Annotated in this window: 12 protein-coding genes; 6 read left to right on the forward strand and 6 right to left on the reverse strand. The window is 72.6% G+C overall.

Annotation, left to right across the window (positions count from 1 at the left end; all coding sequences use genetic code 11):
- Positions 1-34: 34 nt before the first annotated feature.
- The 3 genes from ACQP0N_RS08860 (at position 35) to ACQP0N_RS08870 (ending at position 3911) form a co-directional block, all read left to right on the forward strand.
- Positions 35-1006, forward strand: coding sequence for an acetylxylan esterase (locus tag ACQP0N_RS08860; protein WP_433119038.1), 972 nt, complete (start codon positions 35-37; stop codon positions 1004-1006).
- 71 nt (positions 1007-1077) lie between these two features.
- Positions 1078-3114, forward strand: coding sequence for a beta-galactosidase (locus ACQP0N_RS08865; RefSeq protein ID WP_433119040.1), 2037 nt, complete (start codon positions 1078-1080; stop codon positions 3112-3114).
- Positions 3115-3260: 146 nt separating this feature from the next.
- The gene (locus ACQP0N_RS08870) at positions 3261-3911 is read left to right on the forward strand and encodes a TOPRIM nucleotidyl transferase/hydrolase domain-containing protein (protein ID WP_433119042.1); all 651 of its coding nucleotides are present in this window, start codon (positions 3261-3263) and stop codon (positions 3909-3911) included.
- Positions 3912-3914: 3 nt separating this feature from the next.
- On the opposite strand, the gene ACQP0N_RS08875 is transcribed toward ACQP0N_RS08870, so the two are convergent.
- Entirely contained in the window at positions 3915-4889 is a 975-nt protein-coding gene (locus ACQP0N_RS08875; protein ID WP_433119044.1) for an Acg family FMN-binding oxidoreductase, read from the reverse strand.
- Between the two features lie 193 nt (positions 4890-5082).
- Between ACQP0N_RS08875 and ACQP0N_RS08880 the strand changes: the two genes are divergently transcribed.
- The gene (locus ACQP0N_RS08880) at positions 5083-5721 is read left to right on the forward strand and encodes a response regulator (RefSeq protein WP_425731936.1); all 639 of its coding nucleotides are present in this window, start codon (positions 5083-5085) and stop codon (positions 5719-5721) included.
- 104 nt (positions 5722-5825) lie between these two features.
- Here the strand turns inward: ACQP0N_RS08880 and ACQP0N_RS08885 are convergent, their stop codons facing one another.
- The 5 genes from ACQP0N_RS08885 to ACQP0N_RS08905 all read right to left on the reverse strand — a co-directional run bounded on the left by ACQP0N_RS08885 (position 5826) and on the right by ACQP0N_RS08905 (position 12932).
- Positions 5826-7502: a GAF domain-containing protein gene (locus tag ACQP0N_RS08885; protein ID WP_433121524.1), complete on the reverse strand. Its 1677-nt coding sequence runs from the start codon at positions 7500-7502 to the stop codon at positions 5826-5828.
- A 97-nt stretch (positions 7503-7599) separates the two neighbouring features.
- The gene (locus ACQP0N_RS08890; protein WP_433119046.1) at positions 7600-8595 is read right to left on the reverse strand and encodes an Acg family FMN-binding oxidoreductase; all 996 of its coding nucleotides are present in this window, start codon (positions 8593-8595) and stop codon (positions 7600-7602) included.
- A 159-nt stretch (positions 8596-8754) separates the two neighbouring features.
- Positions 8755-9600 (reverse strand): universal stress protein, encoded by an 846-nt coding sequence (locus ACQP0N_RS08895; RefSeq protein WP_433119048.1) that lies wholly within the window; start codon positions 9598-9600, stop codon positions 8755-8757.
- A gap of 11 nt (positions 9601-9611) precedes the next feature.
- Positions 9612-12005 (reverse strand): phosphoketolase family protein, encoded by a 2394-nt coding sequence (locus ACQP0N_RS08900; RefSeq protein WP_433119051.1) that lies wholly within the window; start codon positions 12003-12005, stop codon positions 9612-9614.
- Positions 12006-12071: 66 nt separating this feature from the next.
- Positions 12072-12932, reverse strand: a complete 861-nt coding sequence (locus tag ACQP0N_RS08905) for a universal stress protein (protein WP_433119053.1) — start codon at positions 12930-12932, stop codon at positions 12072-12074.
- Between the two features lie 169 nt (positions 12933-13101).
- Between ACQP0N_RS08905 and ACQP0N_RS08910 the strand changes: the two genes are divergently transcribed.
- Both ACQP0N_RS08910 and ACQP0N_RS08915 read left to right on the forward strand, forming a co-directional pair.
- Positions 13102-13338 carry an HTH domain-containing protein gene (locus ACQP0N_RS08910; RefSeq protein WP_007457155.1) on the forward strand — a complete coding sequence of 79 codons (237 nt, stop codon included), beginning with the start codon at positions 13102-13104 and terminating at the stop codon, positions 13336-13338.
- Positions 13338-13916 (forward strand): Clp protease N-terminal domain-containing protein, encoded by a 579-nt coding sequence (locus ACQP0N_RS08915; protein ID WP_433121526.1) that lies wholly within the window; start codon positions 13338-13340, stop codon positions 13914-13916. Before ACQP0N_RS08910 ends, ACQP0N_RS08915 begins: the two co-directional genes overlap by 1 nt.
- The last annotated feature ends 74 nt before the right edge of the window (positions 13917-13990 follow it).

The following is a 13990-nucleotide window of genomic DNA, read 5'->3' on the forward strand; positions in this document are numbered from 1 at the left end:
CGACTTCTGACCAACCAGCCACCGTGGAGATGCCATGGCACTGTTCGACATGCCCGAAGACCGTCTGCGCAGCTACCGGCCCGCGATCGTGGAGCCGGAGGACTTCGACAGCTTCTGGACCGCGACGCTCCAGGACGCGCGCGCCCATTCTCTGGATCTCACCGCTACGCCGGTCGACAACGGCCTCGCACTGATCGACACTCTCGACGTCACCTTCGCCGGCTACGACGGCAACCCGGTCAAGGCATGGCTGCACCTGCCCGTCACCCGCACCGGTGCACTGCCCGCCGTGGTGGAGTACGTCGGATACGGCGGTGGCCGCGGCCTGCCGCATGAGAGACCGCTGTGGGCCATGGCCGGATATGCCCACCTCATCATGGACACCCGGGGTCAGGGCGCCAAGGGCCCCAAGGGGGACACACCCGATCCCGACCCCGTTGGTGACCCCGCGATCGCGGGCTTCACCACCCGGGGCATCGCCAGTCCGGAGACCTACTACTACCGCCGGGTCTTCACCGACGGGGTCCGTGCCATCGACGCCGTACGGAAACTGTCCGAGGTGGACGCCGGCAGAGTGGCCGTCACCGGGACCAGCCAGGGCGGTGGGATCGCCACCGCCGTGGCCGGCCTCACCTCGGGCCTGGTGGCCGCCATGCCCGACGTTCCGTTCCTGGCCGACTTCGCCCGTGCGCTGACCATCACCGACGCCTCGCCGTACGCCGAGATCACCGGCTATCTCAAGGTCCGCCGGGACCAACGCGACCAGGTGATGCGGACGCTGTCGTACTTCGACACGGTCAACCACGCCAAGCGGGCCAGCGCCTCGGCGCTGTACTCCGTCGGGCTGATGGACGCGGCCTGTCCGCCGTCGACCGTGTACGCCTCGTACAACCACTACGCCGGACCGAAGGAGATCCGCGTCTACCCGTTCAACGGCCACGAAGGGGGCCAGGCCTTCCATGAGATCGAGAAGCTGAGGTTCGCCGCCAAGCCGCTCGGCGGGTGAGCGGGGCGCAGCCGGGCCGGCGGGGACCGGACCCACGTCACCATCAACAGCACCGCGGAAGAGGAGCCGGCATGCAGCCGCAGCACAATCGTCGATGGTTGCGCTGGCCATCGGACCCGTCCCGGAGCCGCCTCGCGTTCGGCGCCGACTACAACCCCGAGCAGTGGCCACGCCACATCTGGGACGCGGACGTCCGGGCCATGCAGGTGGCCGGCGTGAACATCGTCTCCTTGGCGATCTTCTCCTGGGCCCGGATCCAGCCGCAGGTGGACGTGTGGGACTTCGGGTGGCTCGACGACGTCATGGACCTGCTGCACGCCCACGGCATCGCCGTCGACCTGGCCACCGCGACCGCGTCCCCGCCGCCCTGGCTGACCACGATGCACCCGGAGATCCTGCCCGTCGACGGAGACGGCCGCACCATCTGGCCCGGCGCCCGCCAGCACTGGCGGCCGACTTCGCCGATCTTCCGATTGCATGCGCTCCGACTGACCCGGGCACTCGCCGAGCGGTACCGCGACCACCCGGCGCTGACCGCCTGGCATGTCAACAACGAGCTGGGCGGGGACAACGCCTACGACTATTCCGACGACGCCGCGACCGCGTTCCGGGACTGGCTGCGCCGCCGATACGGCACCCTGGACGCCCTCAACCGGGCCTGGGCGACCACGTTCTGGTCGCAGCGGTACAGCGACTGGGCGCAGATCCTGCCGCCACGGCGGGCGACCACGCACCCCAACCCGACGCAGCAACTGGACTTCAAGCGGTTCTCCTCGGACGCGCTCAAGGACCACCTGCGCGCCGAACGATCCGTGCTGTACGAAGTGACCCCGGACGTTCCCGTCACCACCAACTTCATGGTCATGGGTTGGTCCAAGGCCCTCAACTACGCCGACTGGGCAGCCGAGGTCGACTTCGTCGCCAACGACCACTACACGACGCCGGGCCCGCAGGCGCACGACGAACTGTCGTTCTCCGCCAACCTCACCTCGAACCTGGCCGGCGGGCGGCCGTGGTATCTCATGGAGCACTCCACCAGCGCGCTCAACTGGCAGCCGATCAACGTCGCCAAGGGGCCCGGCGAGATGGCCCGCGACTCGCTCACGCACGTCGCCCACGGCGCCGACGCGGTCTGCTTCTTCCAGTGGCGGCAGTCCGCGGCGGGCGCCGAGAAGTACCACTCGGCGATGCTGCCCCACGCCGGCGTCGACAGCACCATCTTCCGCGCCGTCACCGATCTCGGTGCCACGCTGCGCGACCTCGCCGAGGTGGCCGGCACGACGCGCCGGCCGTCCGGCGCGGCCATCGTCTTCGACTGGGAGTCCTGGTGGGCGGCCGAGCACGACGCGCACCCCAGCGACCGGCTCCGCTACCGGCAGGAGGCCCTCGACTGGTACACGGCGTTTCTCGAACTCGGTATCCGCGCCGACGTGGTTCCCGTCGACGCGCCGCTGCACCGCTACGGTCTGCTCGTCGCCCCGATCCTGCACGTCGTGCCCGGAGCGCTCGCCGACCGGCTACGCGGCTACGTCGCCGACGGCGGGCATCTCGTCACCACCTACTTCTCCGGCATCGTCGACGAGCACGACCACGTCTGGCTCGACGGCTACCCGGGAGCCCTGCGCGATCTGCTCGGCATCAGGATCGAGGAGTTCGGCCCCCTGTCCGACGAGCAGAGCGTCGAGCTCGACAACGGCACGGTGGGCAGCCTGTGGACCGACCGCATCGACCTCACGGACCCCGCGACCGAGGTCCTGGCCCGGTACCGCCAGGGCGGCCAGACCGGCCGTCCGGCCATCACCCGTCGGGCCGTCGGGTCCGGATCCGCCGCCTACGTCTCCACCCGCCTGCGACCCGCCGGGCTCACCGTCGTCCTGGCCGACCTGGCGAAGCGGGCCGGTATCGACAGCGAACTCCCGCCGGGCCTGCGCGGTCGCGTCGAACTGGCCGTACGCGGACCGTACTGGTTCCTGATCAACCGTACCGGGCAGCCCCTCGACATCTCCGCCGTCGACGGCGAACGGCTCGGCTCCGGGACCGCCGTCCTGGCGCCCCGCGCCGTAGCGGTCCTGCGCCGCGCCGCGATCCCGGGAACGGCCGATGAGTGACGTCGTCGGGGCCCGGACAATGCGCCCGGATGCGCCGTCGAACGCCCTTCCAGATCGTCGTCGAGGGCCGGCTCACCCCGGCCGACCCCTGACCACCAGCCGTTAACCGGTGGCGGGGTGGACCAAGCGTTGCGAGACTCGGTCCCGTGCCCGAGCCGGACCGCTTCCGAGCCGCCGTACACCTGTGGGCAGCCGGCGGTCCCGACGCCGCGACGGCCGCCGCGGCGGCCCGGGAGTCGGCGGCCGGTCTGCGTACGGTCGTCCTCGTCGAGGGGGTCAGCGACCAGCGCGCGGTGGAGGCACTCGCGGAGCGCCGGCACCGTGACCTCGCCGCTGAGGGTGTCTGCGTGGTGCCGCTCGGCGGCGCGATGAGCGTCGCCCGGTACCTGCGGCTGTTCGGGTCGCAGGGCCTCGCCGTCGCGGTACGGGGGCTGTGCGACGAGGCCGAGGAGGGCTTCTTCCGCCGTGGCCTGGAGCAGGCGGGCTTCGGTGCCGCCCTGGACCGGTCGGCGATGGAGGCGCTCGGTTTCGGGGTCTGCGTTACCGACCTGGAGGACGAGCTGATCCGCGCGCTGGGTAGCGACGGCGTGCAGTGGGTCATCGCGGACCAGCGGGACCTGGCCCGGTTCCGCGTCTTCCAGAACCAGCCGGCCCAACGTGGCCGGTCGATCGAGCGGCAACTGCGTCGTTTTCTGGGCACCATGAGCGGGCGCAAGGCGCGCTACGCCGAGGCGCTCGTGCGGGCGCTCGACCCGGATCGCGTGCCCCGCCCACTGGACCGACTGCTCGCCGACTGAGTCTCAGGCCGGCACGACCGGCAGGTCCAGCACCTCGTCGACCTCCCGGCGCGGGGTGGGTCGGCCCGGCTGGCCGTACCCGACGCGCAGCACCATCTGCGGGGTGCCGAACCGCCCCAGCGATACGCGTAGCTGCTCCCGCGCCGTCGGCACCTCGATCGGCTGGGACAACATCGACGCGCCCAACCCGGCGTCGACGGCGGTGAGCAGCATCCGTTGTAGGGCCTGGCCGGCGACCACCTGGTCGATGGCGGTGTTGCCGACCGAGCCGAGCACCCCGACCAGCGGCTCGGGTTCGAAGTCCCGCCCCGGCGCGCGGTCGCGACCGCCGAAGCCGCGCGTCGGCAGCACATCCTGTGGCTCGTGCTGCGGGCCGCCGGCCGAGGTGGGTACGCCGTCCGGCGCGGACTCGTGACGCAGCCACCGTTCCCGCTCGGCGCGGTACGCCGGGTCGCGTTCCAGCACCCGGTGCGCGCCGCGGGCGATCTCGCCGAACGCGTTCACGGCGCTCACCCCTACCAGTAGCTCCAGCCAGCACCCCTCGGCGCGGGCCGCCTCGCCGAGCCGCCAGCGGGCGTCGGACGGCACCGGGTCCGGCCAGAACGGGAGCCGGTTGCTGAACCGGCGGGGGATGGCCGAGTGCAGGCTCCGCTCGGTGGGGCTGGGCCGGCGCGGGAGGTCCGGCACCAGCCGGGCCAGCAGATCCGGCTCGGCCGGGTCCGGGCGCAGTCGCACCCGGGCGGGTACGCCGGCCACGGCCAACGCGATCCGCAGGTTGAACAGGGCCGCACCGCAGGCGACCCGTACGCCCCAGCCGCTGGGGTCGGTCGCCGGGAGCCGCCGCGACGGGTCGGCCAGCACCTCGATCCCGCCGTCGCGCAGCCGGAACCGCCACGGCTGCGTGTTGTGCAGCGACGGCGCCCGGACCGCGCTGGCGGCGGCGGTCCGCAGGTGGTCCGCGGTGTAGCCGATGTCCATGGCGGTGCTCCTTCCCCTGGGCCGGCCGTCGAGCCGCGACGGCTGGCACACCCCCACGGTCCGCCGATCGGGCGGCGGCGAGCAGGGCCGGACGTCCCGACCCACCGGGCCCGACCGCCCCACCGACGGTCGGTCCCTCCGTTCGGGACCTTCGGCCCGTGCACCCGTCGTGCGGCGCCTGTAGAAACGAGGGATGATCCGCGTCTTCCTCCTCGACGACCACGAGGTCGTCCGCCGTGGCCTGGCCGACCTGCTGCAGAGCGGCGGTGACATCGAGGTGGTCGGTGAGTCCGGCTCCGCGCAGGAGGCGTCGCGTCGCATCCCGGCGCTGCGGCCGGACGTGGCGATCCTCGACGCCCGGCTGCCCGACGGCAACGGCATCGACGTGTGCCGCGACGTCCGGGCCGTCGACTCGTCCATCAAGGGCCTGATTCTGACCTCGTACGAGGACGACGAGGCGCTGTTCGCCGCGATCATGGCGGGTGCCGCCGGGTACGTGCTCAAGCAGATCCGCGGCACCGACCTGGTCGACGCGGTGCGCCGGGTGGCGGCCGGGCAGTCCCTGCTCGATCCGGCGATCACCACGCGGGTGCTGGACCGTATCCGCAACGGCGTCGAGCAGCCGCGCGAGTTGAAGTCGCTCACCGAGCAGGAGCGGCGGATCCTGGAGTACGTGGCCGAGGGCCTGACCAACCGGGAGATCGCGGGAAGGATGTTCCTCGCGGAGAAGACGGTGAAGAACTACGTGTCGAGCGTCCTGGCCAAGCTGGGCCTGGAACGCCGTACCCAGGCGGCGGTCCTGGCCACCCGCCTGCTCGGCAAGACCCCCTGACCCACCCCCGCTCCCCGCGATCTTGCACTTTCTGCGCCGACAAAACCGACCTAGCCCCTCATATCGTCAACCGAAACTGCAAGATCGGCGCGAGCGGCGGGGCGTCAGTCGCGCAGGGGCACCGCCCAGTGCAGCTCGGTGCCGTGTGGGTCGACGGGGTTGATGGTGAAGACGCCGTCCAGGCGGTCGGCGCGTTCGCGCAGGTTGACCAGGCCGCCTCGGGCCGCACTCGGGTCGCAGCCCACCCCGTCGTCGGTGACCGTCACGCTCACCTGATCGCCCTCGACGCGTACGGCCACGTCGACGCGGGTGGCCCGCGCGTGGCGGACCGTGTTGGACAGCGCCTCGCGCAGCACGGCGGCCAGCTCCGGGCGGATGGTGTCGGGGACGGCACTGTCCACCGGGCCGGTCAGCTCCAGGTGCGGCTTGAAACCCAGGGACTCGGCGGCCAGCTCGATCGCCTCGCGGATCTCGGTGCGCAGCGCGGCGGTCATCGGTGTCCGCAGCTCGAAGATGGTGCGCCGGATGTCGCGGATGGTGTCGTCGAGGTCGTCGACGGCGGCGTTGATCCGTTTGGCGACCTCGGGGCGGGCCATCATCGGCGCGGCGCTCTGCAACTGCAAACCGGTGGCGAAGAGCCGCTGGATCACCACGTCGTGCAGGTCCCGGGCGATCCGCTCGCGGTCCTCCAGGACCACCAACAGCTCGCGCTCCTCCTGACCGCGCGCCCGCTCCATGGCCAGCGCCGCCTGGCCGGCGAAGCTGCCCAGCAGCGCCACGTCCTCGTCGCTGGCGCCGCCGCCACGCTCCGGCCGGTGCGCCACGATGAGCACGCCGTGCAGTGTCTCGGCGGTGGCCAGCGGTGAGACGATCGCTGGCCCGGTGTGCAGCAGCGCCGGCCAGGGCGCGGCGTGCGCGAGGTCGTCCACCTGGTCGTGCCGTCCCTGCGCCACGGCCGTCCCGAAGCTGGTCTCGGCGGCCGGCAGTACCGCGCCGACCAGCGGTTGGGCCCGCTCGTCGACGCCGTCGACCACCTCCACGGTGAACTGCGCGGTGTCGGCGTCGTGCAGCAGCACCAGCGCCAACTCCGCCTCGGCGACCTCCCGGGCGCGGCGGGCGACGAGTGCCAGCGCGTCGGTACGCCGTACCTCGCCGAGCAGCACCGTGGTTATTTCGGCGGTCGCCGCGAGCCAGCGTTCCCGCCGGTGGGCGAGGGCGTACAGGCGGGCGTTCTCGATGGCCACACCGGCGGCGGCGGCGAGCGCGACGACGATCTCCTCGTCGTCCTCGGTGAACTGCGCGCCGCCCTGCTTCTCGGCCAGGTAGAGGTTGCCGAACACCTGTTCCCGGATGAGTACCGGCACGCCCAGGAAGCTGTGCATGGGCGGGTGGTTGGCGGGGAAGCCGTAGGAGCGGGGGTGCTGGGTGATGTCCGGCATGCGCAGCGGGCGGGGATCGTCGATGAGCAGGCCGAGCACGCCCCGCCCGTGGGGCAGGTCGCCGATCCGCGCGTGCTGCTCGGGTGTCACGCCGTGCACGATGAAGTCGTGCAGCAGCCGGTCCGGGCCCACCACGCCCAGCGCGCCGTACTGCGCGCCGACCAGCTCGCAGGCCGCCTGCACGATGCGCCGCAGGGTGGTGCGCAGATCCAGGTTGGTGCCGATGCCGACGACCGCGTCGAGCAGCGCCCGAAGCCGCTCCCGGCTGGTCATCACTTCGCCGACCCGGTCCAGCATCTCCTGGAGCAGTTCGTCGAGGCGTACCCGGGACAGCGGGCTCAGGCCGAGCGACGGCGTCACCGGGGTTTCCGGGCGAGGCTGCGGGACGCTGCTGGTCACCGCGCGATCGTAGCGTCGACCGGCGGTGTCGATCGACCCGTCAGGCCTGGTTGCCGCGCACCGCGGAGGTGTCGACCACCTGCTCGCCGGCCAGTCGCGGGGTGTGCGGCGGTCCCGCCTGCGCCGGGTCCGCGATCCCCAGGCGCAGCACGAGGTACGGGAAGCCGATGCCGGCGAGCACCTGGCGCAGTGTCTGCCGGGTGCCGGGGACCTCGACGACCGCGCTGAGGGGTACCACCGACACGCCGAGCCGGGTCGCGGTCAGCCAGGCGGCGGAGAGGGCTTCACCGGCACGGAGCCAGCTGTCCCGGTCGTCCTCGTCGCCGTGCAGCAGCGCGTACACCGCCATCCGGTCGTGGCCGGGACCGATCGGCAGGCTACCGGGGCGGCCGAAGTCGCGGCCCGGCACGGTGGTCTGTGGCGGCTCCGCGGGGAGCACGTCGGCGGGCAGACCGGTGCCGGTGTCGGCGCGGCTCGTCCAGTACGCCATCTCGGCGCGCAGCTCCGGGTCCTCGGCCTCGACCGCGCCGGCGTGCCCGGCCGTGGCGGCCAGCTCCAGCACCTGGTCGCGGTCGAGGATCTGCAGGCGGCTGCCCTCGTCGGTGACCGCCCGGGTGATCTCCCCCATCGAGTCGGTGGGCACCGGCTCGTCACTGACCGGCCGTCGGTCGGTGTGCCGCACCGACATGCACTGCACGAGTCGCATGGCGTCCGGATCGGCCTCGGTCCGGGTCAGGTCGGTCAGACGGGCCACCAGGCTCTCCTCGCCCGGGTCGGGTAGGCGGCGCACCACCGCGCGCCAGCCCTCGGCGGCCAGCGCCACCCGGGCGTGGTGCAGAGCGGCGCCGCAGCTGACCGCCAGCAGCCGCCCTTCCGGGTCGCCGGCCGCGAGCTGCCGGTCGGCGACCGTGTGCAGTTCCAGCGAGTCGGGGAGTACCCGCCAACGCCAGGGCTGCGTGTTGTGCACCGAGGGGGCGTGGCCGGCGGTGGCGGCGGCCTCCGCCAGCGCGGTGGTCAGCGAACTTTCCTGACTCATCGTCACGACCTTTCCGTCTCGACCATCGTGCCCGACCTTCGACTTGTAAGGAGGGGGCCCTTTCTATGCATCAGGCGTGAGAAAGGTGCCCTTGCTTCGCGTGGTGTATTGCCGTTTCATCCTGCGGCCTGCTGGGCGGTGCCTGAGAGCGGATCGGCGTCAACGTTCCCGGACGACGGCGACCGGGCAGCCGGCGTGCTGGATGACCTGCTGGCTGACCGAGCCGAGCAGCATCCCGGCCAGCCCACCCCGGCCCCGGCTGCCGACCACCACCAACTGGGCCGACCGGCTGGCCTCGATCAGCGTCGCCGCCGGACTGCCCCCGACGAGGTCTACCGTGACATCCAGCTCGGGGAACGTCCGCCGCCAGGGCTCGACCGCCTCCTCGACGGCCGCCCGTTCGTCGGGCGTCCCGGCCGCCCCACCCGGGCCCGGTGTCCAGGCGTGCAGCACCCGCAGCGGTACCCGTCGTTGGGTTGCCCGCTCGGCCGCGAAGCCGAGCGCCACCAGCGACGGCTCGGAGGCGTCCACCCCGACCGTCACCGGCTCGGCCGGGCCGTGGGCCGAGCCGTCGCGGACGATGACGACGGGACAGTGGGCGTGCGCGGCGACCGCTACCGCCGTCGAGCCGGCCAGCAGTCCGCCGAACCCGCCGTGGCCCCGGCTGCCGAGCACCAGCATCCCCGCGTCGGTGGAGCGTTCCTGCAACACGAGGGCGGGCGGTCCGTCGTACACCTCGCTGGTGATCGTCAGGCCGGGATGCGCGGCGGCGGCGTTCGCGGCGGCCTTGCGGACCAGGTCGTCCACCTGCCGCCGGGCGGTGTCGTCCGGCCAGATGCCGGGCGCCACGCCCGGACCGACCCAACTGGCCACGGTCAGCCATTCGAAGACGTACGCCAGCCGCACCGGCTGACCACTGCGCTCGGCCTCGGCCAACGCCCAGTCAAGGGCCACCGACGCGTCGGTCGAGCCGTCGTAGCCGACCAGAATCTCCGCGTCCCGCACGTCGTCCTCCTTCAGGGGTTCATCGGGTCGGTCTCGCGGACCCACCGCCACTCGGCGACCTGCGGGTCGTCCTCGCCGTACCGGCGCGTGTAGTCGCGGGCCGCCTGCCGGGCGTCGACCATCTGCTGGCGTAGGTGCGCGGCGCGCGCGCCCAGCCCGGGCACCCGGTCGATGACGTCGATGACCAGGTGGAACCGGTCCAGGTCGTTGAGCATCACCATGTCGAACGGGGTGGTGGTGGTGCCCTCCTCCTTGTAGCCGCGTACGTGCAGGTTCTCGTGGTTCGACCGGCGGTAGGTCAGGCGGTGGATGAGCCACGGGTAGCCGTGGTAGGCGAAGATGACCGGTCGGTCCGGGGTGAAGATGGTGTCGAACTCCTTGTCGGGCAGGCCGTGCGGGTGTTCGGTGTCCGGTTGCAGGCGCATCAGGTCGACGACGTTGACCAGCCGGACCTTCAGCTCCGGCAGGTGCCGGCGCAGCAGGTCGGCGGCGGCCAGCGTCTCCAGGGTGGGCACGTCGCCGCAGCAGGCGAGGACGACGTCCGGCTCACAGTCGTCGTCGGTGCTGGCCCACTCCCAGATGCCCAGGCCGCGGCGGGTGTGCTGGATCGCCTCGTCGACGGTGAGCCAGTTGGGCGCCGGCTGCTTCCCGGCCACGACCACGTTGATGTAGTGCCGGCTGCGCAGGCAGTGGTCCATGGTGGCGAGCAGGGTGTTGGCGTCCGGCGGCAGGTAGACGCGTACCACCTCGGCCTTCTTGTTGACCACGTGGTCGATGAAGCCCGGGTCCTGGTGGGAGAAGCCGTTGTGGTCCTGCCGCCAGACGTGGCTGGACAGCAGGTAGTTCAGCGAGGCGAGCGGCTGCCGCCAGGGGATGGCCCGGGTCACCTTCAACCACTTGGCGTGCTGGTTGAGCATCGAGTCGACGATGTGGATGAAGGCCTCGTAGCTGGTGAACACCCCGTGCCGGCCGGTCAGCAGGTAACCCTCCAGCCATCCCTGGCACAGGTGCTCGGACAGCACCTCCATGACCCGGCCGTCCGGCGAGAGGTGGTCGTCGCCGGGGACCGTCGCGGCCATCCAGGCGCGGTCGGTCACCTCGAAGGCGGCGCCCAACCGGTTGGACGCGACCTCGTCCGGGCCGAACAGCCGGAACGTCTGCGGGTTGGCGGCGATCACGTCGCGGATCCACGGACCGAGCACGCCGGTCGCGCCGGCCATCGGCTGACCCGGTTCGGGTACGTCCACGCCGTACTCGCCGAAATCGGGCAGGGCCAGGTCGCGCAGGACCACTCCGCCGTTGGTGACCGGGTTGGCGCTCATCCGCCGGTCACCGCGCGGCGGCAGGGTCCGCAGCTCGTCGACCGGCGCTCCGGTGGCGTCGAACAGCTCCTCCGGTCGGTAGCTGCGTAGCCAGCGCTCCAGCTCGGCCAGGTGCGCCGGGTTGTCGCGTACGCCGGACAGCGGCACCTGGTGCGCGCGGTAGGTGCCCTCCACCTCCGTACCGTCGACCTCGCGCGGTCCCGTCCAGCCCTTCGGCGTCCGCAGGATGATCATCGGCCAGCGGGGACGCTCGACGACGCCGCCGGAGCGGGCCCGGCGCTGGATCGTGGCGATCTCGTCCAGCGCCCGGTCCATGGTGGCCGCGAGAGCGCGGTGCACCACGCTCGGGTCGTCGCCGGCCACCACGTACGGCTCGTAACCCGAGCCGCGCATGAGGTCCAGCAGGTCCGTCTCGGGGATCCGGGACAGCACGGTGGGATTGGCGATCTTGTAGCCGTTGAGGTGCAGGATGGGCAGCACCGCGCCGTCCCGGGCCGGGTTGAGAAAGACGTTGGAGAGCCAACTGCCGGCCAGTGGGCCGGTCTCCGCCTCACCGTCGCCCACCACGCAGGCGACCACGAGATCCGGGTGGTCGAACGCGGCCCCGTAGGCGTGGCTCAGGGCGTACCCCAGCTCGCCGCCCTCGTGGATCGAACCTGGCACGTCCGCCGCGACGTGGCTGGGGATGCCGCCGGGGAAGGAGAACTGGCGGAACAGCCGGGCCATGCCGGTCTCGTCGCGTGCGACGTCGTGGTAGCGCTCGGACCAGGTGCCCTCCAGCCACGTGTTGGCCACGATGGCCGGGCCGCCGTGCCCGGGGCCGGTGACCAGCATGGCGTTCAGGTCGCGGGCGACGATCACCCGGTTGAGGTGGGCGTAGATCAGGTTGAGCCCGGGACTGGTGCCCCAGTGCCCGAGCAGCCGGGGCTTGATGTCGTCGGGGGTCAGCGGCTCGCGCAGCAGGGGGTTGCCCAGCAGGTAGATCTGCCCGACGGTGAGGTAGTTCGCGGCACGCCAGTAGGCGTCCAGCCGGCGCAGCTCGTCGTCGGTGAGTGCGCGCTGTACGTCTTCAGCGGTATCCATGATGCTGCCTCTCGCGGGTAGGGGGTGGGTGTCCGCGTTCAGCCTCGCCGCTGCGGACGTGTTCGGTCAGGGTCGTTGGTCCCTCCTCGGGTGGTCGTCGGGCCCGGGAAGCGGCACCTCGGCGAGGCCGCGTACGACGACCACCGGGGCGGGGGAGTGGTAGAGCAGGGACTGGGCGACCGCGCCGAGCATGGCGCGTCCCGGTTCGTCGCCGCGGGCGGCGACCAGCGCCATCTGGACCGACCGGGACGTGTCGATGAGCACCTGTGCCGGGTCGCCGCGGACGACCCGGCACTCGGTGGGCACTGCGGTGTGCCGGTCGACGTGGCGGGCCAGCGCCTCGCCGAGCTGCTCGGCGACCGCGTCGGTGTCCTCGTCGCTCTCCACCACCCGCAGGGCCACGAGGCGCGCGCCGCGTCGGGCGGCGCACTCCACGGCCCACCGCAGGGCGAGGTGGGAGCTGGGCGAGCCGTCCACTCCGGCCAGGACCGGTCCCTGCGGCGGCGGTTCGCGGCGGACCACCAGCAGCGGGCAGTTGGCCCGCGCCGCCAACTGCACGGCGGGCGTGTCGGCCGGTACGCACTGACCGCTGCCGGCCATTCCGCTGTCCCCGACGGCCAGCAGGAAGGCCGTCTCGGACCGGCGGATGAGGGTGGGCAGCAGGGCGCTCTCGACGATCTCGGCGCGCACGGTCAGACCCGGTTCGACCTGGTGGGCGAGCTGGGCCGCCCGGGTGATCAGACTCTCGGCGGCGTCGCGGGGCGCGGCCACGGTGTCCGCCGCGAAGGCGGCGTGCCAGTCGAAGGTGTGCACCAGGTGCAGGGGCCGCCCGTGACCGGCGGCCTCCTGGGCGGCCTGCTCCACGACCGGTAGGTCACCGTCCGAGCCGAGGCCGACCAGCACCTCCGCGTCGGCCGATGCCGCCATCCGATACCACCTCCCGGGCGTCGCGCCCGGCACGACCACGCTGTCCCTGCACCGAGGGTAGTCGGATGACTGCGGCGTGTGGGTGGGATCGACCCATGGGGTACGCGAACCAGGGCTCGCGATGTCAACGACCGTTGACGAACGGGCGCTGTCAACGTATGTTGACACCATGAGTCAGGCAACGGAACTCGCGGCGGCAGCCGGCAGCACCGACCCCCGAGTCGGGCTCCGCGCCGTCCGCGCGCTACGCCGGCTGCTCGAGCGACTCGAGGTGGTCCAGGTGGACAACGCCCGGCGACAGGGCTGGTCCTGGCAGGAGATCGCCGACGCGCTCGAGGTCAGCCGGCAGGCGGTGCACAAGAAGCACGCCGGGCGACCGGCGGTCAACTCATCCTGGGAGGCGTGATGTTCGAACGGTTCACCGACCGGGCGCGAGGCGTGGTGCGGCGGGCGCTCGAGGAGGCCCGGGCCGAGGGCCGGCGGCCGGTCGGCACCGAACACCTGCTGCTCGCCCTGCTCGCCGACGAGGACGGCCTGGCCGGCCGTGTGCTGGCCGAAGCCGGGGTCCGCGCCGACGACCTGCGTGAGCGGGTCCGGCGGCACACCACGGGCGGGGGCGCCGGCCTCGGCGACGCGGACGCGGCGGCGCTGCGCGAGATCGGCATCGACCTCGCCGCGATCGTGGCCCGCATCGAACAGTCCTTCGGCCCCGACGCGCTGCGCGAGGCGGTGCCGGCCCCGCGCCGCCGCTGGGGGCGTCGCCGCTACCTGGGCGGCCCGTTCTCGCCCCGCTCGAAGAAGGCGCTGGAGCTGTCGTTGCGGGAGGCGCTGCGGCTGCGGCACAAGCACATCGGCACCGAGCACATCCTGCTCGGGGTGCTGCGTGAGGGCCAGGGACTGGGCGCGCTGGTGCTCACCGAGGCCGGGGTCGACCTCGACGATCTGCGCCGCCGGGTGGAGGCGGCGCTGCGCGCGGCGGCGTGACGGGCACCCGCGCGTTGAAACCTGTCTGTGGCACTTCCGACGCCTGCGGTTCGCCGGGTCGCTGACAGCGGCCC

The organism is Micromonospora sp. CA-246542 (assembly GCF_050942905.1).
In the GTDB taxonomy this organism is placed as follows: domain Bacteria; phylum Actinomycetota; class Actinomycetes; order Mycobacteriales; family Micromonosporaceae; genus Micromonospora.

Coding starts and splice junctions, on each gene's coding strand:
- ACQP0N_RS08860 (WP_433119038.1), top strand. CDS start 35: ATGGCACTGTTCGACATGCCCGAAGACCGTCTGCGCAGCTACCGGCCC.
- ACQP0N_RS08865 (WP_433119040.1), top strand. CDS start 1,078: ATGCAGCCGCAGCACAATCGTCGATGGTTGCGCTGGCCATCGGACCCG.
- ACQP0N_RS08875 (WP_433119044.1), bottom strand. CDS start 4,889: ATGGACATCGGCTACACCGCGGACCACCTGCGGACCGCCGCCGCCAGC.
- ACQP0N_RS08880 (WP_425731936.1), top strand. CDS start 5,083: ATGATCCGCGTCTTCCTCCTCGACGACCACGAGGTCGTCCGCCGTGGC.
- ACQP0N_RS08890 (WP_433119046.1), bottom strand. CDS start 8,595: ATGAGTCAGGAAAGTTCGCTGACCACCGCGCTGGCGGAGGCCGCCGCC.
- ACQP0N_RS08900 (WP_433119051.1), bottom strand. CDS start 12,005: ATGGATACCGCTGAAGACGTACAGCGCGCACTCACCGACGACGAGCTG.
- ACQP0N_RS08905 (WP_433119053.1), bottom strand. CDS start 12,932: ATGGCGGCATCGGCCGACGCGGAGGTGCTGGTCGGCCTCGGCTCGGAC.
- ACQP0N_RS08910 (WP_007457155.1), top strand. CDS start 13,102: ATGAGTCAGGCAACGGAACTCGCGGCGGCAGCCGGCAGCACCGACCCC.
- ACQP0N_RS08915 (WP_433121526.1), top strand. CDS start 13,338: ATGTTCGAACGGTTCACCGACCGGGCGCGAGGCGTGGTGCGGCGGGCG.